At 48.7% G+C, this 19029-nt stretch carries 26 protein-coding genes, 1 other RNA gene and 1 pseudogene; 14 read left to right on the top strand and 14 right to left on the bottom strand.

Features of this window, described 5'->3' with window-relative positions; translation table 11 throughout:
- Nucleotides 1-73: 73 nt before the first annotated feature.
- Together leuE and argF are read right to left on the bottom strand one after the other, a co-directional pair.
- Nucleotides 74-697: a leucine efflux protein LeuE gene (gene leuE / locus Q320_RS0113695; RefSeq protein ID WP_027469467.1), complete on the bottom strand. Its 624-nt coding sequence runs from the start codon at nt 695-697 to the stop codon at nt 74-76.
- Nucleotides 697-1611, bottom strand: a complete 915-nt coding sequence (gene argF, locus Q320_RS0113690) for an ornithine carbamoyltransferase (RefSeq protein WP_027469466.1) — start codon at nt 1609-1611, stop codon at nt 697-699. Before argF ends, leuE begins: the two co-directional genes overlap by 1 nt.
- A gap of 209 nt (nt 1612-1820) precedes the next feature.
- On the opposite strand from argF, the pseudogene Q320_RS0113685 reads away from it, so the two are divergent.
- Nucleotides 1821-2105: pseudogene (locus Q320_RS0113685) on the top strand (DUF3579 domain-containing protein); the annotation flags it as partial.
- A 145-nt stretch (nt 2106-2250) separates the two neighbouring features.
- Nucleotides 2251-2991 (top strand): 3-oxoacyl-ACP reductase FabG, encoded by a 741-nt coding sequence (gene fabG, locus Q320_RS0113680; RefSeq protein WP_027469464.1) that lies wholly within the window; start codon nt 2251-2253, stop codon nt 2989-2991.
- A gap of 111 nt (nt 2992-3102) precedes the next feature.
- Here the strand turns inward: fabG and Q320_RS19925 are convergent, their stop codons facing one another.
- Together Q320_RS19925 and Q320_RS0113670 are read right to left on the bottom strand one after the other, a co-directional pair.
- Complete coding sequence (locus Q320_RS19925; RefSeq protein ID WP_051534755.1) at nt 3103-4383, bottom strand: L,D-transpeptidase family protein; 1281 nt, start codon at nt 4381-4383, stop codon at nt 3103-3105.
- An 8-nt stretch (nt 4384-4391) separates the two neighbouring features.
- On the bottom strand, nt 4392-5501 hold the full coding sequence (locus tag Q320_RS0113670) for a tetratricopeptide repeat protein (RefSeq protein WP_051534754.1): 1110 nt from the start codon (nt 5499-5501) through the stop codon (nt 4392-4394).
- A 127-nt stretch (nt 5502-5628) separates the two neighbouring features.
- Between Q320_RS0113670 and Q320_RS22180 the strand changes: the two genes are divergently transcribed.
- Entirely contained in the window at nt 5629-5772 is a 144-nt protein-coding gene (locus Q320_RS22180; RefSeq protein ID WP_156939082.1) for a DMT family protein, read from the top strand.
- A gap of 49 nt (nt 5773-5821) precedes the next feature.
- On the top strand, nt 5822-5923 hold the full coding sequence (locus Q320_RS22280) for a DMT family protein (protein ID WP_156939073.1): 102 nt from the start codon (nt 5822-5824) through the stop codon (nt 5921-5923).
- Nucleotides 5924-5994: 71 nt separating this feature from the next.
- On the opposite strand, the gene Q320_RS0113660 is transcribed toward Q320_RS22280, so the two are convergent.
- Together Q320_RS0113660 and hpnC are read right to left on the bottom strand one after the other, a co-directional pair.
- On the bottom strand, nt 5995-6573 hold the full coding sequence (locus tag Q320_RS0113660) for a thermonuclease family protein (RefSeq protein ID WP_245591022.1): 579 nt from the start codon (nt 6571-6573) through the stop codon (nt 5995-5997).
- A 2-nt stretch (nt 6574-6575) separates the two neighbouring features.
- Nucleotides 6576-7424, bottom strand: a complete 849-nt coding sequence (hpnC, locus tag Q320_RS0113655; protein WP_027469461.1) for a squalene synthase HpnC — start codon at nt 7422-7424, stop codon at nt 6576-6578.
- Nucleotides 7425-7534: 110 nt separating this feature from the next.
- On the opposite strand from hpnC, the gene Q320_RS0113650 reads away from it, so the two are divergent.
- On the top strand, nt 7535-7897 hold the full coding sequence (locus Q320_RS0113650; protein WP_156939072.1) for a ComEA family DNA-binding protein: 363 nt from the start codon (nt 7535-7537) through the stop codon (nt 7895-7897).
- Nucleotides 7898-8026: 129 nt separating this feature from the next.
- Here Q320_RS0113650 and Q320_RS0113645 read toward each other — a convergent pair whose 3' ends face one another.
- From Q320_RS0113645 to Q320_RS20980, 6 genes are all read right to left on the bottom strand, one after another.
- Nucleotides 8027-8818: a peptidylprolyl isomerase gene (locus tag Q320_RS0113645; RefSeq protein ID WP_027469459.1), complete on the bottom strand. Its 792-nt coding sequence runs from the start codon at nt 8816-8818 to the stop codon at nt 8027-8029.
- A 50-nt stretch (nt 8819-8868) separates the two neighbouring features.
- Entirely contained in the window at nt 8869-9129 is a 261-nt protein-coding gene (locus Q320_RS0113640; protein ID WP_245591021.1) for a BolA family protein, read from the bottom strand.
- Nucleotides 9130-9144: 15 nt separating this feature from the next.
- Nucleotides 9145-9447 (bottom strand): YciI family protein, encoded by a 303-nt coding sequence (locus Q320_RS0113635; RefSeq protein ID WP_027469457.1) that lies wholly within the window; start codon nt 9445-9447, stop codon nt 9145-9147.
- 14 nt (nt 9448-9461) lie between these two features.
- On the bottom strand, nt 9462-10022 hold the full coding sequence (locus Q320_RS0113630) for a septation protein A (protein WP_027469456.1): 561 nt from the start codon (nt 10020-10022) through the stop codon (nt 9462-9464).
- 355 nt (nt 10023-10377) lie between these two features.
- An RNA gene (ffs, locus tag Q320_RS21380) (signal recognition particle sRNA small type) lies at nt 10378-10475 on the bottom strand.
- A gap of 65 nt (nt 10476-10540) precedes the next feature.
- On the bottom strand, nt 10541-11515 hold the full coding sequence (locus Q320_RS20980) for an asparaginase (RefSeq protein ID WP_051534753.1): 975 nt from the start codon (nt 11513-11515) through the stop codon (nt 10541-10543).
- Between the two features lie 32 nt (nt 11516-11547).
- Here Q320_RS20980 and smpB point away from each other — a divergent pair, with 32 nt between their 5' ends.
- Nucleotides 11548-12003 (top strand): SsrA-binding protein SmpB, encoded by a 456-nt coding sequence (gene smpB / locus Q320_RS0113615; RefSeq protein WP_027469455.1) that lies wholly within the window; start codon nt 11548-11550, stop codon nt 12001-12003.
- 80 nt (nt 12004-12083) lie between these two features.
- On the opposite strand, the gene plsY is transcribed toward smpB, so the two are convergent.
- Complete coding sequence (plsY, locus tag Q320_RS0113610; protein WP_245591020.1) at nt 12084-12728, bottom strand: glycerol-3-phosphate 1-O-acyltransferase PlsY; 645 nt, start codon at nt 12726-12728, stop codon at nt 12084-12086.
- Between the two features lie 93 nt (nt 12729-12821).
- Between plsY and Q320_RS0113605 the strand changes: the two genes are divergently transcribed.
- The 5 genes from Q320_RS0113605 (at nt 12822) to Q320_RS0113585 (ending at nt 16311) form a co-directional block, all read left to right on the top strand.
- Nucleotides 12822-13178, top strand: a complete 357-nt coding sequence (locus Q320_RS0113605; RefSeq protein WP_027469453.1) for a dihydroneopterin aldolase — start codon at nt 12822-12824, stop codon at nt 13176-13178.
- Nucleotides 13179-13465: 287 nt separating this feature from the next.
- Nucleotides 13466-14398, top strand: coding sequence for a Tim44 domain-containing protein (locus tag Q320_RS0113600; RefSeq protein ID WP_027469452.1), 933 nt, complete (start codon nt 13466-13468; stop codon nt 14396-14398).
- Between the two features lie 103 nt (nt 14399-14501).
- Nucleotides 14502-14870, top strand: coding sequence for a hypothetical protein (locus Q320_RS19915; RefSeq protein WP_035853755.1), 369 nt, complete (start codon nt 14502-14504; stop codon nt 14868-14870).
- 14 nt (nt 14871-14884) lie between these two features.
- On the top strand, nt 14885-15538 hold the full coding sequence (locus Q320_RS19910) for a Crp/Fnr family transcriptional regulator (protein ID WP_051534752.1): 654 nt from the start codon (nt 14885-14887) through the stop codon (nt 15536-15538).
- Between the two features lie 119 nt (nt 15539-15657).
- Nucleotides 15658-16311, top strand: coding sequence for a Crp/Fnr family transcriptional regulator (locus tag Q320_RS0113585; RefSeq protein ID WP_051534751.1), 654 nt, complete (start codon nt 15658-15660; stop codon nt 16309-16311).
- A gap of 258 nt (nt 16312-16569) precedes the next feature.
- Here Q320_RS0113585 and lptM read toward each other — a convergent pair whose 3' ends face one another.
- Nucleotides 16570-16710 (bottom strand): LPS translocon maturation chaperone LptM, encoded by a 141-nt coding sequence (gene lptM, locus Q320_RS22275; protein ID WP_084282654.1) that lies wholly within the window; start codon nt 16708-16710, stop codon nt 16570-16572.
- A gap of 92 nt (nt 16711-16802) precedes the next feature.
- Between lptM and cyaY the strand changes: the two genes are divergently transcribed.
- Genes cyaY through Q320_RS0113565 form a run of 3 tightly spaced genes read left to right on the top strand, consistent with a single transcriptional unit; the run spans nt 16803 to nt 19003 of the window.
- Complete coding sequence (gene cyaY, locus Q320_RS0113575; RefSeq protein ID WP_027469450.1) at nt 16803-17114, top strand: iron donor protein CyaY; 312 nt, start codon at nt 16803-16805, stop codon at nt 17112-17114.
- On the top strand, nt 17111-17533 hold the full coding sequence (locus tag Q320_RS0113570) for a YqaA family protein (RefSeq protein ID WP_211251235.1): 423 nt from the start codon (nt 17111-17113) through the stop codon (nt 17531-17533). Before cyaY ends, Q320_RS0113570 begins: the two co-directional genes overlap by 4 nt.
- Nucleotides 17534-17542: 9 nt before the next feature.
- Nucleotides 17543-19003, top strand: a complete 1461-nt coding sequence (locus Q320_RS0113565; protein WP_051534750.1) for a beta-barrel assembly-enhancing protease — start codon at nt 17543-17545, stop codon at nt 19001-19003.
- Nucleotides 19004-19029: the final 26 nt, after the last annotated feature.

Raw genomic sequence — 19029 nt, 5'->3', positions numbered from 1 at the left:
AAAAAGAAAATTGCGAATCGTGTTCAAGCAAAAGTTTTCTTACTGTCTTGCTATAAAATTTTTGCACTCATACTTAGTTCAGTGCCAAGCGTACGCCAAAGCTCACAAACAGGGTGCCAACTAATTTATTTAATACGGTTTTCAGCCAGATTTTAGCTGAAAGCCGCCGCGATAGGCTGCTGCCCAGCAGGATTAATAGCGTTAAATAGCTAATGCTAACCAACTGCACAATCAGGCCGAGCGCCGCAAACGTGTGCCAAACATGCGGATAGTTTGGATTCACAAATTGCGGGAAAAAAGCCATGAAAAACAAAATTGCTTTCACATTGATCAGCGAAATTCCCAGTGCGGAACGAAATGCTTTATGGGTAGAGTTTTCACTGGGCTGGTTAGTTGGGGTATCTGGCTGTGGCTTTGCTAGCAAAGCACGTACACCGATATACATCAAGTAGGTAGCACCTAGGTAGCGGATTACATCAAAGGCAATCGGGTTGGCCTTCATTAAAGACGCCACGCCCAAAGTCGCTGCCAACATCAAAATAAAATCACCGACGATAATTCCTGCCGCAGCAGCAAAGCCAGCCTTACGCCCACGCGTGCTGGCCATCGTCAGCGCGAACAGCGAGTTGGGGCCCGGCATCAAAATAATCAGCACGGTGCCCAGCAGGTAAGTCCAAAGATCGGTGATGCCAAACATTAATCGTCCACGCGACCTAAGAGCAGATATTCAATGACCGCTTTTTGCGTGTGCATGCGATTTTCTGCTTCTTGCCACACCACTGATTGTGGGCCGTCGATGACTTCAGGATCGACTTCTTCGCCGCGATGCGCTGGCAAGCAGTGCATAAATAACGCATTGGCTTTCGCTTGCAGCATCAATTTTTCTGAGACTTTGTAATTGATAAAGTCTTTTTTGCGTTGCAGCGTTTCGCGCTCGTAACCCATCGACGTGCAAACGTCAGTGGTGACGATATCGGCATCGCGCGCGGCTTGGTATGGATCGGTAAAGGTTTCGAAGTTGTCTGAGCTATACGTTTCGCCATCGAGCACGGTCATTTCGTAACCGCGTGGGCAAGCCAGATTAAGTTTGAAATTGAAGATTTTGGCGGCTTGCAACCAAGTACGGCTGATATTGTTGCTATCGCCCACCCAGCATACGGTTTTGCCTTCAATTGAGCCGTGATGTTCGATATAGGTGAAAATATCGGCCATGATTTGGCAAGGATGATATTCATTGGTCAGGCCGTTAATCACTGGAACCAAAGAATTTTCGGCAAAACGCTCAATAATCGTTTGCTCAAACGTACGCACCATGACGATGTCGACCATGCGGCTCATCACTTTGGCGACGTCTTCAATCGGTTCGCCGCGACCCAATTGCGTGTCTTTGGATTGCAAAAACATCGCATGGCCGCCCAATTGGAACATGCCCGCTTCAAACGATACCCGAGTTCGCGTTGACGATTTTTCAAAAATCATCCCGAGTACCTTGCCAGGCAATGGCTGGTACAGGGCACCTGATTTGAGACGGGCTTTTAATTTAGCCGTGCGTTCAAACAGGTATTGGTATTCTTCAAGAGTGAAATCGCTGAACTTTAGGTAGTGACGCATCAGAGTTTTGTCCTGGCCGCACGCCGTTAGAGGGCGACCAAATGGCTGAAAAAACGAGTATTTTCAGTGTTATACCCTAAAAAAGCAAGTATTTTGCTTGATTTGTGGAGGATGTACTTATTCCAAGCTGAGCTACATTTTCATGCGTTGCAGCTAGGGGCGGTGGTATAATGCAGGCAGTTCTCGAATTAAAAAAGCCAAGCGCCCACATGATCTGCAATCCCTACGAAATCATTATTCAAGGCATTACCAGCAATGGACGCGAGTTTCGTCCTAGCGATTGGGCCGAGCGCCTGTCGGGCATTCTGTCGACTTTTGGTGTCGACCAAAAGCTTTCTTACGCACCCTTTGTGCGACCGATGGTGCATAATAATGTGCGCTGTGTGGCGGTGGATAAGCAACTCGAAAAAATCGATCCGCGCGTGTTTGAATTCATCATGACTTTTGCGCGGGATAATGACTTACAAGTTGTTGACTGCCGCTCGCTGATCCAAGGCAATGATCACTAAATTTCGCTTTGCGTAATGTTTAGGTGATTTTTGTATCAATTCCCCTTTCTTGTCTATTGTTGCGACGCAACATGTGCTCTATGCTATGGGTCTTGCCCAAAGAGGGCGTCGACCGTGAAGAGGGTGTGCCATGAGACTGAAAGACAAAGTAGCCATCATTACAGGTTCTGCTAGCGGTATCGGCGAAGCTACGGCCATTAAATTTGCTGCTGAAGGCGCGAAAGTGGTCGTCTGCGACGTCAACCAAGCTGGTGTTGATAAAGTCGTTGCGGCCTTAGTGGCGGGCGGGGCGGATGCAGTTGGTTTTGTGGTTGATGTTACCAAAACCGATACGATTGCCGCGATGGTTGCTGCCGTAAAAGAAAAATACAATCGGATTGATGTGTTAGTGAATAACGCCGGCATCGTCATGGACGCCCAATTGTTCAAAATGAGCGAAGATCAGTTCGACCGCGTTATTGATGTCAATTTGAAAGGCGTTTACAACTGCACGAAAGCCGTTGTCGATACGATGATTGCGCAAAATTCGGGCGTGATTTTGAACGCGTCGTCAGTGGTCGGTGTGTATGGTAACTTTGGTCAGTCTAACTATGCAGCGTCGAAATTTGGCGTGATTGGCTTTGTGAAAACTTGGGCAAAAGAACTCGGTAAAAAAGGCATTCGTGCAAATGCGGTTTGCCCAGGTTTTGTGGCTACGCCGATTTTGAATGACATGCCAGAAAAAGTGATTCAAGCGATGGAAGAAAAAGTGCCGATGCGTCGCCTCGCACAGCCTTCCGAAATCGCCAGCGTGTATGCGTTTTTGGCTTCAGATGAAGCCAGCTACATCAACGGTGCCGCGATTGAAGTGACAGGTGGTTTGACTTTATAAGCCCCCCAGTTCACGATCCACAGTAAGTAAAAACCCGCTTAGATTCAAGCGGGTTTTTTTATGGGTATTGAGTTGTAGCCATTATATAGAAAGGCATACAGTAAAATACCCTTAGTTTGCGGCTGCGCCTTCCCAGATGATTTTCCAACCTTCTGTACCTTGTTGCCAATACAAGCGTTTCTTCATTTGATTGTTCAGATTATTACTGCGGTAGTCTTGCTCAAAGGTCGTAACGAGCTGTGAGCTATTCTCGCCAGCAGCAAAAATAGACACATTATTCAATTCAACTTTCGCCCATGTTTTGCCGAGATTGACCGCCGCTTTTTGGCTGCGCCAAGCTTGAATATTTTGGCCTTCAGCGCTACGGAAGTCATCGCCATAAAAATTTAGATAGCCATTCGAATCGAGTTTTGCCCATTTTTCTTTCCACTCGTTGAGCAGGGCTAAGCCTGCGGTATGGCGCTGCTGCCACTGCGCTTCGCTCAGCCATTCAATTTTTGGCGCGACGATGACGGGTGTATTGCCCGGTTGCAGATATTTTGATACATCGAGCATTTCTTCATTGGTGAGCACCACGCAGCCATTAGACGCTTGCGGCGCGCGAGCGTAAGTTGCGGCAGGGCTGCCGTGTAGCCAAATGCCGTGGCCGGTGCGACTCTGACTACGATCAAGTTCATTGGGATAAGAAATCGGCCAAGCGCCCACGCCGTATAAATCGGCTAAATCACCGTAGGTTTTGTCTAGTTGCGGCCGCGTTAAGTGGCTGGTGACAAAATAGACGCCGAGCGGCGAGCGTTGATCGCCTTCGACTTTTTTATCGACGCCGAGCTTACCGACGGTGACGTAATGGTCTTTGATACGTTTAGGTTGGCCATTCTCATTGGCAAACACATACAGCCGTGATGTGGAAGCATCGACGACAATGGCGTATTTTTGCTGCGGGGCAAAAGCGACGATATTGGCGGGCAAGCGATTGGCGGTTGTGCTGTCTTCATCGCGATGCGCAATGCGTACCAAGGCTTCCTTGCGCAAATCGTCCAGCACGCTGCTGCTTGGCGCACTGGCCACGCCTCCGCCAATCGTAGCGAGCGGCATCGCGCGCATGGCATAGAGATCGGCGCGCAGTAATTGAGCGAGGCGGTAATTGGGTTGCTCGTCGATTAAGGCATCCACAGTGGCCCGCGCATCTGCCATCTTGCCCGCGCGGATAGCATCCAGCGCGGCGAGAATACGGCTTTCATTGCTGCCAGAATGAGCTACGCCGGGCTTGTCGGGCGTGAGCCTAAACGTGGTATCGCCAAATTCAAATAAACGCGGAGTGGCGGCAGTGGCCAAACAAAGCAAGATGACCAAGCACGCTACGCGCTTGGCCCAAGGTGGTAAACGTGACATGCGTATACTTAACCACCAATCCGTTCTTCAAGAATCAACCAGCGATTGCCCGATTTTTGCAGGGTCAGGGTTTTGACGGTGCTGCTTGAGAGGCGATCTGATTTGTAATCTTGGCGCAATTTGACCTTGGCAGTGTCATCGTCGATGAAGTCAACTTTAAGAATATCGACTTGCACATTAATTGATTTCGGACCAGAAATCTTCAGTTGGCGATCTTTTTCCCAAGCGCTACGTCCACCTGGCGCTTTAAAGCCTTTGGCGTAGCTACCCACGTAGCCGCCCACATTTTGCTTGCTCCATGCATTGGCCCAATTTTCTACACTGGCAATCACTTGCTGGCGATCGGCATTGCGCTCATTGGTTTTTGGCACTGGTGATGGGCTTGGCTTAACGGTTGCGCTTGCAGTAGGTGCGCTTGTTGGTGCGACAGTTGCTTTGGCTGGCGGTTTCGTGGCAACCGTCGCTGGCAAGGTCGGTTGAGGGGTAATTAAAGCGACTTTCGCTGGCGCTGTTGCGCTGGCTTTGGCAACGACAGGAATCGGCGTAGCCACTGGCACAGGTGCCGCTTTTACGGGCACTGCTGCTGTGGCGGCTTTTACCGGTGCGCTAGGCACTTGATTTGGATTAAATAGCGTGCTGACTAATTTCAGCTTGGTTTGTACTTGGGAATTATTGTTTTCCAGTTGCAAGGCTTTGTCATACGCTTGCGATGCAAGGCGGGCGTATAAGTCGCCCATATTTTCATGCGCAATGGCGTAGCTTGGATTGGTTTGAATCGCCATTTGCAGCGCGGAACGTGCTTTATCAAACTGATTGCTATTGGCGTAGAGCACCGCCAAATTATTGTACGGCTCTGGCAGGTGCGGATAGTCTTCGGATAATTTGGTGAAGGCTTTAATCGCTTCGTCGTTGCGGCCGGCTTCGGTCAACGCAATCGCGCGTAAAAAACGCACCTGTGCGTCTTTGGGGGATTTGACTAGAAATTTATCGGCTCGTTCAATGGCTTGCACAAACTGCTTGGCACGTAATAATTGCTGAATATCCTCGGCTTCGCCAGCGTGAGCGGCAAAAGCGAGGGCAGAGAAAAGTGCTGCAAGGGTGAAACGAGCTACGAGCATTTGGATTCCATGCGAGAAAGGGTTCGCGGTCAACTGGCGCAATTCTACCAAATATTCAGAGATTTGACCTTGATGAACTTACCAGCAGGTGTTTCGAGTATTTTTATTGCTTGTTTAGTTCTAATTTATTTATGACTTTGGATGGTACGCACACCTGAAAGAGGGGCAAACAAAACTTTGGTTGTTGATGGCTTCGCTGAGCTGGAGCATCGCTTTTGTTGAATATTTGCTGCAGAGCCTCTGCCAATCGAATTGGCTATCCAGTGTGTAGCTCGGCGCAACTCAAAATCATCTAAGAAGTCATTACGCTGTCGGTGTTTATGCCATTGGCAGTGTTTTATCTGAAGCAGCCCTTGCAATGGAATTATCTGTGGGCGGCTTTGTGTATGGTGGGGGCGGTGTATTTTATGTTTCGGTATTGATGGGTATTGCTCGCTAGGTAATATTTAATATTGCCTAGCGAGCAATACATCAATGTATTGTCGATTCAAACCTAGCGGTTTGCTTTACGCCAATCCCACGGCGGCGTTGGATTTGTATCCTGCCATAAGCCGTTGCGCTGTGCTTGTGCGCGCTGTTGAGCATCGGCATAACGCGAAAAGTCGCTACTGCTTTGCGTCCGTTTTGCATAGGTAGTGTAGTGCCAAGCGTAGCCTGCATTCACTTGCGCCAAGTTAATATCTTGCTCAGCTTTGTTGATCCGCGCTACGCCGCGCCCATAGCGATCGACGTCATCAATCTGCGCGGTGACTTGTTGTTCGAAAACTAAATCCGACAAGTTGCTTTTCGCCGCTTGACCAAAAGGCATGGCTTTTTCGGGCGCATCGATATACGCCAAACGCAATTTGTACTGCTTTTTATCGGCATCGAGCACCGTGATCGTATCGCCATCGGCCACGCCAACGACACGGCCACTAATGCTACTGCCTTTCGTTAGTTGTCCCGGGCTGACTTGGTTTTGATTCCACCACGTAAACGCCGCCAGCGCTAAAATTAAAATCGCAGAAAGTCGTGCTGCCCAAGAGCGCGCGGTGAACAGACTAATGATTGCGCGTTGTTGTTTCTGATTCATTCTCATGCTTTTTTCGTGATTCCAGATTTCAGTGCTTGCCACAGAATATTCGGCCAATCGCCGCGAGTGAGGGTAGGGCGCGCATTAAACACATCGTATTGCGCTAATTTGATTTTGCTCAGTACCCGATCTGCCGCCAAGACAATCGTGCGAATTTCTAAGCCGACGCGGCCCAGTAATTGCACGCCAAGTGGCGATCCCGCGCGCAGCATACGCCGTGCTCGATCACATTCAAAACTCATTAATTGTTTAAATGCAGGGCTAGCGATGCCTTTGGCTAAGTCAGCTTCAGTGACGCCAAAGCGCTGCAAATCGTCTTGCGGTAAATACACGCGATCTTTCTGCCAATCAATTGCAACGTCTTGCCAGAAATTCACCAGTTGCAATGCCGAGCAAATCCCGTCTGAGAGCGCCAATTGGCGGCTATCGGTTTGGCCAAAGATATGCAATAAAATTCGCCCGACTGGATTGGCCGAACGGCGGCAATAATCGATCACTTCACCAAAATCTTGGTAGCGCGTTTTGATAACGTCTTGGCGAAATGCAGAAAACAAATCTTCAAATAATTGCAGTGGAATCGCATATTTAGCCACGACGGGCGCGAGCGCTTGAAAGCGCAGTGTGAGCGCCGGCTCGCCGCGTGCAATACGTTGCAACTCGGCACTGCATTCATCGAGCGCCGCCAAACGTTCCGCCGAGCTGGCGTCGCCTTCATCGGCTAAATCATCCGCATAACGCGCAACGTGATACACGACGGCAACAGCAGGGCGATATTGTTTTGGGAGTAAGAAAGAGCCGACTGGGAAGTTCTCATAATGCTCAACCGTTTGCTGCGGTGTGATGCCCTTCATACGGATTCCTTGATTGGAGCTGACAAAATATGGAAATAATGGTGCGGCCTGCTATAGTTGCCCCTACGTATCGGCGATACGCATTCTTCTAAAATTTTACGGGATTGATCATGTTGAAAAAACTATTTATTACCTTATTGGCCAGTTTTGCTTTGATGAGCGCGGCATTTGCAGTGGTGGATTTAAATACAGCAAATCAAGCGCAATTGGAATCGCTCACAGGTATTGGCCCAGCTAAAGCGAAAGACATCATTGATTTTCGCACTAAAAATGGTCCTTTCAAATCGGCTGAAGATGTTATGAAAGTACCAGGTATTAAAGAAGGTACGTATGCAAAAATTAAAGGCGAAATTTCTGTTGGTGGCAAAGTGGCAGCACCTGCTGCGCCAGTGAAGACCGATAAAATGCCAAAAGCCAGCGCACCAATGAAAACAGAAAAACCAGCTAAAGCGAGTGCGCCAGCTAAGAAATAAGCCGCAGCGCACCTTCAGCAAATGTTTTCTGGCATCGCTTTTGAGATTGCCAAGTCAAATTTGTACGGATACTGAGTAATAAAAAAAACCGGATCAGCATGATCCGGTTTTTTTATCTGCTAAAAAAGCTTATTCAACTTTGGCTTTTTTCACCAAGTCTTCAACCATTTTTTGCACTTGTTGACCTTGCATTTGCTGAGCCAATTCGCCTTTCACTTCTTCAAAGCTTGGGCCTTTGGCTTCGCGCACGTCATCCAATTTGATGATGTGGTAGCCGAACTGAGTTTTCACTGCAGTTTCAGTCGTTTTGCCTTTTGGCAGTGCAGCTAATGCAGTGCCGAATTCTTTTACGAAGCTATTTGGGTTCGCCCAGCCTAAATCACCACCTTTTGCTGCGCTGCCTTTGTCCATTGATTTCGCTTGAGCGATTTCATCAAACTTTTTGCCTTTTTTCAAATCAGCAAGAATGGCTTTGGCTTCAGCTTCGGTAGCGACCAAGATGTGACGTGCTTTGAATTCTTTGCCAGCAAAGTTAGCTTTGATTTTGTCGTATTCTTTACGCAAATCAGAATCGCTGATTGGGTTAGCTTTAACGTAGCTATTCACAAACGCGCCGATCACAATACGTTGTTTCAGCATTTCCAGTTGTGCGAGTGCTTCTGGGCTTTTATCAACGCCTTTTTTGATGGCTTCTTGATAGACAACTTCATTTTTAATGAGTTCGTCTTTCACTTGTGCGCGCAGTTCTGGCGTGTCTTTTTGTTGACCACGAGCCGTCACTTCTTTAACAAATAGATCAGCTTTGCTGCTTGGAATGGCAACGCCATTAACAGTGGCGATCGTGCCTGCAGGTGCGGCAAAAACGCTGGTAGTCAGTGTGGCTGCGGCGATAGCTAAGGCCAAACGGTTTGCTTTAAACATGTAGTGTTTCCTCTATTGAATCAGCTAGTTTTATTTAAAATTCATCTTATTTAAAATTCATCCGGCGTTAAGGCACGAATACTAAGAGCATGTATTTGACTGGGGATTAGATCAGCTAAGGGCTGGTACACCATACGGTGCCGCTCTAGCGTTTTTTTTCCGGCAAATATAGCTGAAACGATGGTGACTTCAAAGTGACCGCCACCACTGGCGGCTCCAGCATGGCCTGCGTGGGCAGCACTGTCATCGAAAATTTCAAGATTTTCAGGATTCAGCGTAGCCAAACGTAGGCGGATTTCATCGGCGATCATTATCATACCAGACTCTTAAGGAAGTACATGGCGGAAGGGTTTGACTTTTACATCGGTAAAAATCCCGTTCACGACATAGGGGTCGTTCTCTGCCCAGGCTTGCGCATCAGTCAATGAAGCAAAGTCGGCCACAATCAAGCTGCCGGTAAAGCCTGCTGGGCCTGGATCAACGCTATCAATCGCTGGAAACGGACCCGCTAAAATCAAACGGCCTTCTTCTTTGAGAATTTCCATTCGGGCTAGATGAGCTGGGCGTGCGGCAAGGCGGTCGGCGAGCGAGTCGGCTTTGTCGGTACCGATAATCACGTACAAAGGCATTTTATAAATAATCCTTATTGCGGCTCAGAGGGTTTGGATTCATCTTCCGGCAAAATGTGCTTAGAGAGATACAGGCTTTGCGCCACGACAAACACCAAAGTCAGCACTAAAGTACCAAACACTTTGAATTTGACCCAAATCGCTTCATCAAAATTATGAAATACGAAAATATTAAGTGCGCCCATCGCGATGAAAAACAAGACCCAAGCGTACATAACGCGAGTCCAGATCGGGCGTGGCAAATCCATTTGCGCGCCCATTAGTTTTTCGATCAGATTGTTTTGTTTGAGATGCCAAGCACCGACCAAAATGACGCTAAATAGCCAGTACAGTACGGTCGGTTTCCACATAATGAATTGCTTGTTATGGAAAATAATCGTTAAGCCGCCCATGACAGTAATCAGCACTAAGCTAATCCAGAGCATTTTGTCGACGTGACGATGGCGAATCCAGCAGTAGGCGACTTGTGCGATGGTCGCCGCAATGGTGACGCCAGTCGCGAGGAAAATATCGTCGGTGTAGGTGTATGCGCCGAAAAACAGCAAAATCGGGAACAGGTCGAAAAGAAATTTCATATGGCGCGCCAAAAAATGATTTGGGCGATTATGCAGTGGAGTCGGCGGGGTTTCAAGGTGAAAAAAACGCCATTCGACGATTTACGAGGAATGGCGCTCAATACCACTGGAGATACACGAAGCATCAGCTTGCGAAACGTATAGTGCGTGTTTTGGCGCAGGGATGCGTTGATGTCGGTCAAGAATTACGTCGGCTAGGGGATTTGAATGCATTTAGAGCTGCGAATAGCTGTTCAAGCGAACTGATGAGTGCGAATTTATAGAATTGCTTATGGGTTTATTGCAAGGTGTAGAGGCCGCAGTCCGTGCTCTGACATGGTAAGGCTGCAATAAAACGGGTCATACAAGGAGGGGAGGTGGCGAGCCCGACCCCCGGCACTAGCATCAAAAGCTGTGGCTGCTTCCTTCCGGACCTGACCAAGTTCACCTTCTAGCTATGCGGGGAGGCCCGCCGTCGAGTACCTTGGCAAAATCGGGTTCAAATTCCTTCGATTTCGCAAAGCAGCGATAGGGCGCCACTATACCATAAGCTGCGCGGATTGCCATGCTTTGGCACGCATTTGCTGCGTTGAATTTGCGGTCAACGCTGTATACAGCCACGTCGTTGCTGCTTCAATACTCATGCGCCCGGCGGGCAAGGCATTGATTTGCTGCATAAAATCGCCTGCTGCGTAATGGCCTTGCCGTACTTCACCGGCGATACATTGGCTGCAATTAATAAAGACCGTACCTTGGTTCGCCAATTGAGTAAGGATTGATTCTAGTTGGGTATTGCTCGGTAGGTTACCGCTACCATAGGCTTCTATGGCTATACCATCAAATGATTGATGATTCAGGCTTTGGGCTAACCATGCTTCGGAACCGGGAAAAAGCTTGATTGCGAGGATATTTAAGGCTGGATTGATAGGTTGAAAGTGATATTGCTCAGTCGGGTGCGCCGGCCATTTTTCTTGCCAATTGGGCGCAGCAAAGGCGCAATCTGCATCGGCATCGAGTTTTTTGACCGCAAAACCCGGCAGCAATTGGCCACCAAAAGCCACCATGACGCCCGCTTGCTTGCCGCAAGCGGCGTGCAGGGCGAGTTCAAAATTAGCGGGCGCATCGCTATTTGGCATTAACCATGGTCGCTGTGAACCCGTAATCACCACAGGTTTGGCGATGTGCGCCAATTGCCAATGCAAGGCCGCCGCTGTCCACGCCAAAGTATCCGTGCCGTGTAGCACAATAAAACCATCAAAATGGTCGTATTCGGCGTCGATATCCTTGGCGATGCGCAGCCAATCTTTGGGCTGCATGCTGGAGGAGTCGAGCAGTTGTGGATATTCGCGCAGCGTCAGTTGCACTTGATTCGGCAGGCTGGCGAGCAGTTCCACAATGGGTTCTTGCAGCACGCCCGCCATCGGCGCAAGCCCTTGCGCGGTGGGCACGCAGCCGATGGTGCCGCCGGTATAAAGGCAAAGAATGCGTTGGGGTGCGATGTTTTGCGCGGGCATGCTAGAATCCTTTTCTGTTCAGGAGGTACATCATGGTTATCGTTGATAATCGTAAAGCGTTTCACGACTTCTTTATTGAAGAGCGATTAGAAGCAGGCATTATGTTGGAAGGGTGGGAAGTCAAATCCATCCGCGCTGGCCGTGTGCAAATCAAAGAGGCTTATGTAATCCACAAGAATGGCGATTTTTATTTGTTTGGCTGCCATATTTCGCCCTTGCTGAATGCTTCGTCACATGTGGTCCCCGATGTGGTACGTACGCGTAAATTATTATTGAAGCAGCGCGAAATTGATCGCTTGGCGATTAAAGTTGATCGTTCGGGTTACACCGTCGTACCGATTAATATGCATCTTAAGAATGGCTTTATCAAACTTGAGATTGGTCTTGCTAAAGGTAAGAAACAGCACGATAAACGCCAAAATGAAAAAGATCGCGAATGGGTACGTGAAAAAGCGCGGATTGTGCGCGATGCGACCAAGCAAGGTTAAACCTTATTCCGAGCTGCAAAAAAGCCGAACTGTGTTCGGCTTTTTTAACGTCTAAAATTGATGTCGCGGCGACGCAAACATCATGACTGGTCGCCAATCTTGCCTTCTTTACCCTTCATTAATCCAATAATGTTTTGCTTGTGACGATGAATCAGTAATACGGCAATCACCGTGACTGCGCCCAGATAAATCGGCTGATTGGGCATGAGCCATGCGGTGAGTAGCGGTGTTGCTGCAGCCGCGATTAGCGCCGACAGCGAAGAAATTTTCAATCCTTTTGCGACAAACACCCAAATTGCTAAAGTCGCCAAACCCAGCCATAGATTGAGTGCCAGCAAAATCCCCGCCGCTGTCGCAACGCCTTTGCCGCCTTTAAACTTGAAGAAAATCGGCCACATATGGCCAATGGTGACGGCAATCGCCACCGCTGCAATCGCTTGGGTGTAGGTTTCTGAGCCGGCAGCCCCGAGGCCAATGTGCGGCGCGATCTGTTGTGCGGCAAATACGGCAATCCAGCCTTTCAGTGCATCGCCGAGCAAAGTCAGCGCGGCGGCTTTTTTATTGCCTGAGCGCAGTACATTGGTCGCGCCCGGATTGTTTGAGCCATAGGTGCGCGGGTCGGCCAAGCCCATGGCTTTGGTCACAATCACGGCAAAAGACAGAGAACCTAGTAAATAGGCGGCGAGAATTAGCAATGAAATGGGTAAGTACATCAGCAGCGACATTCAAATTTCCACTACAATCGAGGGGTTTTGATTCTAAGCTAAACCGGCCTCATCCTCAAACCGGTTACGCAAACTAACGGTACACATAAGTTCATGGATATTATTTATTTGCAGCAAGTGCGCGCGAGCACGGTGTTGGGTTGGTACGACTGGGAGCGCGTCAAGGCGCAAGTGGTTGAGCTGGATTTAGAAATTGGCCTGGCTTCAAGCCGAGCCTGTTTGTCGGATCATTTGAACGACACGATTGATTACGACAAAGTCGTGACGCAAATCCGGCAAGATTTAGCGGAAAAGCATTTCCTGCTGCTCGAGGCGCTGGCTGAGCATATTGCAAAAATTGTGCTCAATGATTTTGGTGCGCCGTGGATTAAAGTTTCGGTGACCAAATTGGGGATTTTGCAGGACGTGGCGAAAGTTGGCGTTACGATTGAACGCGGTCATCGCGGCTAATCACTGGGGTATTGCTATATGAACATTGTTTATCAATGGCTATATATCAATACCTTTAGTTTTTTCTGTAATCGTTGATTTAAACATTTTTGCGATGCTATTGAACTTTTATGCTTTCAGCCCCACTAAGAATGGAAAGCTAAAATTCGTATGCAAATACTCGTGTAAAAGTTTGAGCCCATGGCCATCCCGGATGGCAAAACGTAGAGGCCGAAAACAGTCAACGAGTAAGGTTTTGGACGCTGCGACGCAAGAAAACTTCTGCTTTACTACTTAAGGATTTAATAATGGCACGTTTTGCTAAGACTTTGATGGTTGTGATGATGAGTACGACTTTGTTTGCTGCCAATATTGCAGAAGCAAAACGGGTCGGTGGTGGTCGTTCGGGTGGTATGCAGCGTCAAGCTGCACCTGCGCCGCAACGCAATAATAATGTTCAGCAGCAACCTCAACAGCAGCCAATGGCGCCAGCACAAAAATCAGGTGGCATGGGCATGATGGGCGGTATGTTGGGTGGTTTGGCAGCGGGCTCGTTGCTCGGTTATATGTTTGGTTCGAGCAATAATGCATCGGGCGCGGCACAAGGCGATGGCGGTATTCCATGGGGGACATTGCTTCTCTTGGGTGCACTGACTGCGGGTGGTGTGATGTGGATGCGTCGTCGTAAACAGGCGCAAACGGCTCACCCTAGCAACGGCATGGCCTACGCAGGTGCTCCTGCTCAAGCAATGTCTTCTGCACCAGCGCAACAAGATCGCATGTTCCGTATTGGTGAAGGTGCTGGCAGTGCAGCTCCAGCAGCAGGCGGATTATTTGGTGGTGCAGCAGCACCAATGAATACTGCGCCGATCACGCGTTTGCCAGATGGGACTGAAGCTGCAGCATTTTTGCGTCAAGCTCGTGCCAGCTTTATGCACATGCAATCGCTCAATTCGCCGTCGCAAGCCGAAGAAATGCGCCGCTACATGACACCAGAATTGTTTGAAGATTTGAAACATGAAATTGGCAGTAATACGGATGTGGCTGAATTCCCTGAGCTGAATCTGCAAATTCTTGAAGCGGTGAATGAAGGCGGACGGATGATTGCCAGCGTGGAATTTACCGGTCGAGTGAGCGAAAGCCTACACGCCGCACCCGTACCGTTCCGCGAAATCTGGCACTTTGTTCGCCCGATTGATGGTGACCCACGTTGGATGTTGGCGGGGATTCAGCAAGCTTAATTCTAAATTGTTGAATTAAACACAAAAGCCCCTTATGTCTTTGCGACGTGATGGGCTTTTTCACATACACTGAATACATCAACTTGACCTAGGGATTCTGCCAGTGAAGTCAGTCAAAACCTTCGTTCTGCTATGCCCACTCTTTTTTTTGCTGGCAGGTTGCGATCAAGTTTTAGAATTAGTGAATAAGCAAAAAGCCAATGGCAAAGCCATTGGTGCATCGTGCCGTCATAGTGGCCGCTCGCTAGAAGATTGCTTTCGCCGCAATACGAAAGTCGCTAAAGCCGATATTTTTGCAGGCTGGAAAGAAATGAATGAATACATGCAGACGAAAAAAATCAATGAAGTTGCGCCACCACCCGATGTAAAAACGGGCTCTTTGTCGCCGATTGCTGAGATTGATCTGCATAGTAAGGCATCAGAAACTGCGGAGGCCTCTGCGCCTGAAGCAGAAAAAGCGGCCAAACATTAATTAATAGGTAAAGAATGCGTCCATTATTGGCTCAAACCGAATTATTCTCTTCGCTCACAGATGAAGAGCTACTCCAAGTTGAATCTCTGGGGACACAACGGCAAATCGGTAAAGGCACCATTTTATTTTATGAAGATGACCCTGTTGAGTGCATGTATGTGCTACTTGAGGGGCGATTTAAATTGTATTCTAGCAATGACAGCGGGCGCGAGTTTGTTTACTACGTTGCGGAGTCCGGAGTGTCGTTTGGTGAGTTAGCGCTTTTTTGCGATCAACGTCGCTCGATCTGTGCTGAGGCAGAAACCGATTGCGTTGTGATGAGTATTTATAAAGCGGACTTTATGAATTTATTGCTAACTAATCCGCAGCTTAAAGACCAAATGCTGACCAGTGCGATGAGCATTATCAGATCGTTAACCGTGATGGTGCGCGATTTTGCATTGAAAGATGTGTACGGCCGAATTCGTGTATTGTTCGAGCGATTAGCACAGCCCACTGAAGAAGGATTGCTGATCGACGAGCAAATGAGCCAGCAAGATATTGCCGATCGCGTTGGGGCATCACGAGAAATGATTGCAAAAATTATGCGTGAATTAGTGGCCGGTGGTTATGTGGAAACGGGACGCAAACGATTGGTAATTTTGAAAAAATTACCTGAACAGTTTTAAAGTAAAGTAGCAAATGTTTTTGGCCGAATTTTAATTTTATGGCCATAAAATTTTTGCATCAGCATTTAATTTACTATTATTTGAATAACACGCATTGAGCGTCAATTACAGGGTTTTGTATGCTACCTATTTTACAAAAAGTACCCCTATTGCAAGGGTTTAGTGACGCGCAGCTCGAATACATGGTGCAAGTGGGTGTGAAACGCAGCATGCCTAAAGGTGCTTTTGTATTTCGTGAAGGCGATCCGGCAGAAGGCATGTATGTCTTGCTAGAGGGTCAAGCGCGCTTTTTCAGCAGCGACAATCAAGGTAAAGAATTTGTATTTCGAATTGCCGAGCCGGGTGACGCGATGGGTGAAATTTCTTTGCTGGACGACGAGCCACGTGGCTGGTCAGTTCAGTGTGAAGAAAACTGCATATTTTTGATGTTCACTAAGCACGAATTTCGCGAAGCGCTCAATCGTGAACCGCAAGTCAAAGATGTCGTGATCGCTAATTTGGCGCGCATGGTACGTTCACTGTCTACGACAATGAAAAACCTTGCTTTGCTCGATGTTTACGGTCGCGTGCGGGCTTTGTTTGAATCGATGCTTGAGACCGTTGACGGCCAAGAAATGATTTCGCAGCCACTCACTCAGCAAGCGATTGCCGACCGTGTTGGCTCTTCACGCGAAATGATTGCGCGGATTTTGAAAGAATTGGTGTTTGGCGGTTATATTCGTTTGGAAAACAAGCGGATTATCATCGTGCAAAAATTGCCGGAACGTTTCTAATCAGCTAAAGCTTTCTAGCTGCTTGTCTCGTATTGAGCTTAATAAAAAAGGCGATTTATATCGCCTTTTTTGTCGCCTATTTTCCGTGTGGCGCATAGCCTGCACCTTGTCGTTGTTGCGATGCTTTTTCTATGGAAGCCCATGTTGTAAATGCCGCACCGCTTCAGCGACGGCAGAGCTGGCTAGTGGCAATGAATCATGCTACTCGGTATTTTGGATTGTAAGCTCACCGTGCCACAGGCGCAGCTCGCGTGAATATTATTGTTCAACGGCGCTGGCGACAGGGCTGGCTGCAAGCGGTTTACTTGCTTCTGCTGGCTTTGATAAATACAAAGGGCCTTTAAATCCGCAAGCACTGAGGAAAAAAGCAGTTAGTACAAAGGCAATCAGGGCGCGCATAGGAGTAGTGGCTGTAGGTGGTAGAATTGGTATTTTAGCATGGCGGGCAGCCGCATTGTGCCGCCATAATTGCTTGGGCTTAAAGGATAGAAATGACCGAATCAGAATTTTTGGATGTGAGCGACGCAGTATTTGCGCAAATCGAAATGGCACTCGACGAGGTTGAGTTTGATGTTGATACTTTGCGCGCTGGCAATGTGTTGGAAATCGAATTTGAAGACGGTAGCAAAGTGATTGTGAATCGCCATGCGGCGAATCAAGAAATTTGGCTGGCGGCGCGCTCTGGCGGTTATCACTACCGCTTAAAAGACACGCAATGGATCAATACGCGTGGCGATGGCGAATTGTATGCTGATGTGGCAACCGCAATTAGCGCGCATGCGGGCGCGGCGTTTCATTTTTGATTTTTGAAACGGCGCTGTGGCTGGGTGGTTTGTTTGTCTCGGCCTTTGTCTCAGCCACTGTGTTGCCGGGCAATTCTGAGGCGGCATTATTGGCCGCACTGCACTTTAAGCCACAACTGGGATTACTCGCTGTCGCAGTGGCTTCGCTAGGGAATATTTTAGGTGGCTTATTGACGGTTTGGCTGGGGCGGCGTTTACCGTCAATCCCATCAGTGTTAGAGGCCCCACCCAAACCTTGGCTACAACGCTTACAACAACTCGGCCCAGTTAGTTTGTTGCTGTCGTGGGTGCCGATTGTTGGGGATGCGCTGTGCGGTGTTGCGGGCTGGTTGCGCTGGCCTTGGCTGGCGGTGATGGTGTATTTGGCGATCGGTAAAATCCTGCGTTATTTGGCAATTTATGCGCTATTCAATGTTTAAGAGGGCCATGTGAAACAAAAGCTAATCGCATTGATGTTGATGGTGAGCACGGCGATGTCGGTGCCAGTGCCGCTGCAGGCTGCTGATATTCCTGATTTTGGCGATATTTCACAGCAAGGCTTAAGCACGCAGCAAGAGCGTGAAATTGGCGAAAACGCGATGCGGCAAATTCGTCGCAGCGGCGCGATGATGGACGATCCAGAAATCGTCGCCTATCTGAATCAAGTCGGTTATCGCTTGACTGATGCGGCCGAAGTGAGCGAGCCGCAATTTACCTTTTTCCCCTTGCTCGACCCGAGCGTGAATGCATTTGCGATGCCGGGTGGTTTTGTCGGTGTGCACACCGGTTTGATTGTGCAGGCGCAGCACGAATCAGAAGTCGCCAGCGTGTTGGCGCATGAAATCGCCCACGTCACGCAGCGGCATATTGCGCGCTTGATCGACGGTACGAAATCAGGGCTTTGGATGTCTGTGGCGTCGATTGCCGTCGCGCTATTGGCAGCCCAAGCGGGGCGGGGCGATGCGGCGATGGCGGCGCTTGCCGCTGGTACGGGCATGGCGGTGCAAAAACAGCTCGATTTTACCTATTCATTCGAGCAAGAAGCCGACCGGATCGGCATGCAAACGCTGAAAAAATCTGGCTATGACCCCAGCGCGATGGTGGTGTTTTTTGAGCGACTCCAAAAACACAATCGGCTGTATGAAAACAATGCTCCCGACTTTCTACGCACGCATCCGGTGACTTTCAAACGCATTTCTGATGCACAAGCGCGCCTTGGTGAAATTAAATACAAGCCCGTTCCCGATAGCCTTGAATTTTTGCTGATTCGGGAAAAAAGCCGGACTTTAGAGCTGGGCGGGCGTGAGGGCGTGCCGTATTACACCAATATCATCGCCGAAAAACGCTACGCTAATGAAACTGCGCAGCGCTATGGCTTGGCGTATTCGCATTTTCTGCTGCAGCAATATGACCAAGCATGGACTGCTTTGCAAGAGGCCAAAGCCAGTTTGGGCGTGGATAAGGATAAGGGCGGCAAAAGCCATGCGATGCTCGAATTTTTGGCAGGTAGTATCAAAATTGGACTCGGTCAATTTGAGCAAGCCGAGCAAATTTTAAGCGCCGCCACGCTGCGCTTTCCATCTAGCCGCGCCTTGATCTACGGTTTGATTGACGCACAAATTGCTGCTGGTCATCTCGCCGCCGCGCAAGCCGCGATTGATGATGCGCTGGAGTTATATCCGTCTGATGCGTGGTTTTATCAGCGCAGAGCGAAAATGTATGCCAAGAAGGGCGATTTAATGCGGCAGTATCAAGCTCAAGGCGAATACTATGTTCGCTTGCAAGAATATACCCCTGCATTCGAGCAATTTGATTTGGCGCTGAAGCAAACGGGTAGTGATTTTTATCTCTTATCCAGTATCGAAGCGCGGATTCGTCAATTGCGCGAAGAACAAGATAGCAAAAAATAAAGCGACACGTTTCGGTACGTAAGAAT

Origin of the sequence: Deefgea rivuli DSM 18356 (assembly GCF_000620145.1) — a bacterium.
Classification (GTDB): domain Bacteria; phylum Pseudomonadota; class Gammaproteobacteria; order Burkholderiales; family Chitinibacteraceae; genus Deefgea; species Deefgea rivuli.
Note: the sequence above shows the minus strand (reverse complement) of the source record. Positions and strands in the feature narration are given on the sequence as shown.

Excerpts from the sequence above, each read along its gene's own strand:
- Q320_RS0113600 (WP_027469452.1), top strand. The coding sequence starts at position 13,466 with ATGGCACGTTTTGCTAAGACTTTGATGGTTGTGATGATGAGTACGACT.
- Q320_RS19925 (WP_051534755.1), bottom strand. The coding sequence starts at position 4,383 with ATGTCACGTTTACCACCTTGGGCCAAGCGCGTAGCGTGCTTGGTCATC.
- leuE (WP_027469467.1), bottom strand. The coding sequence starts at position 697 with ATGTTTGGCATCACCGATCTTTGGACTTACCTGCTGGGCACCGTGCTG.
- Q320_RS0113635 (WP_027469457.1), bottom strand. The coding sequence starts at position 9,447 with ATGCCTTTGTACGTGATTATCGGTACCGACAAAGCCGACTCGCTCGCC.
- Q320_RS22280 (WP_156939073.1), top strand. The coding sequence starts at position 5,822 with ATGCCATTGGCAGTGTTTTATCTGAAGCAGCCCTTGCAATGGAATTAT.
- argF (WP_027469466.1), bottom strand. The coding sequence starts at position 1,611 with ATGCGTCACTACCTAAAGTTCAGCGATTTCACTCTTGAAGAATACCAA.
- Q320_RS0113630 (WP_027469456.1), bottom strand. The coding sequence starts at position 10,022 with ATGAAATTTCTTTTCGACCTGTTCCCGATTTTGCTGTTTTTCGGCGCA.
- plsY (WP_245591020.1), bottom strand. The coding sequence starts at position 12,728 with ATGTCGCTGCTGATGTACTTACCCATTTCATTGCTAATTCTCGCCGCC.
- Q320_RS0113605 (WP_027469453.1), top strand. The coding sequence starts at position 12,822 with ATGGATATTATTTATTTGCAGCAAGTGCGCGCGAGCACGGTGTTGGGT.
- Q320_RS20980 (WP_051534753.1), bottom strand. The coding sequence starts at position 11,515 with ATGCCCGCGCAAAACATCGCACCCCAACGCATTCTTTGCCTTTATACC.
- hpnC (WP_027469461.1), bottom strand. The coding sequence starts at position 7,424 with ATGAAGGGCATCACACCGCAGCAAACGGTTGAGCATTATGAGAACTTC.
- Q320_RS0113585 (WP_051534751.1), top strand. The coding sequence starts at position 15,658 with ATGCTACCTATTTTACAAAAAGTACCCCTATTGCAAGGGTTTAGTGAC.
- smpB (WP_027469455.1), top strand. The coding sequence starts at position 11,548 with ATGGTTATCGTTGATAATCGTAAAGCGTTTCACGACTTCTTTATTGAA.
- Q320_RS0113660 (WP_245591022.1), bottom strand. The coding sequence starts at position 6,573 with ATGAATCAGAAACAACAACGCGCAATCATTAGTCTGTTCACCGCGCGC.
- Q320_RS19910 (WP_051534752.1), top strand. The coding sequence starts at position 14,885 with ATGCGTCCATTATTGGCTCAAACCGAATTATTCTCTTCGCTCACAGAT.
- Q320_RS0113650 (WP_156939072.1), top strand. The coding sequence starts at position 7,535 with ATGTTGAAAAAACTATTTATTACCTTATTGGCCAGTTTTGCTTTGATG.
- cyaY (WP_027469450.1), top strand. The coding sequence starts at position 16,803 with ATGACCGAATCAGAATTTTTGGATGTGAGCGACGCAGTATTTGCGCAA.
- Q320_RS0113670 (WP_051534754.1), bottom strand. The coding sequence starts at position 5,501 with ATGCTCGTAGCTCGTTTCACCCTTGCAGCACTTTTCTCTGCCCTCGCT.
- Q320_RS0113640 (WP_245591021.1), bottom strand. The coding sequence starts at position 9,129 with ATGATCGCCGATGAAATCCGCCTACGTTTGGCTACGCTGAATCCTGAA.
- fabG (WP_027469464.1), top strand. The coding sequence starts at position 2,251 with ATGAGACTGAAAGACAAAGTAGCCATCATTACAGGTTCTGCTAGCGGT.
- lptM (WP_084282654.1), bottom strand. The coding sequence starts at position 16,710 with ATGCGCGCCCTGATTGCCTTTGTACTAACTGCTTTTTTCCTCAGTGCT.
- Q320_RS0113645 (WP_027469459.1), bottom strand. The coding sequence starts at position 8,818 with ATGTTTAAAGCAAACCGTTTGGCCTTAGCTATCGCCGCAGCCACACTG.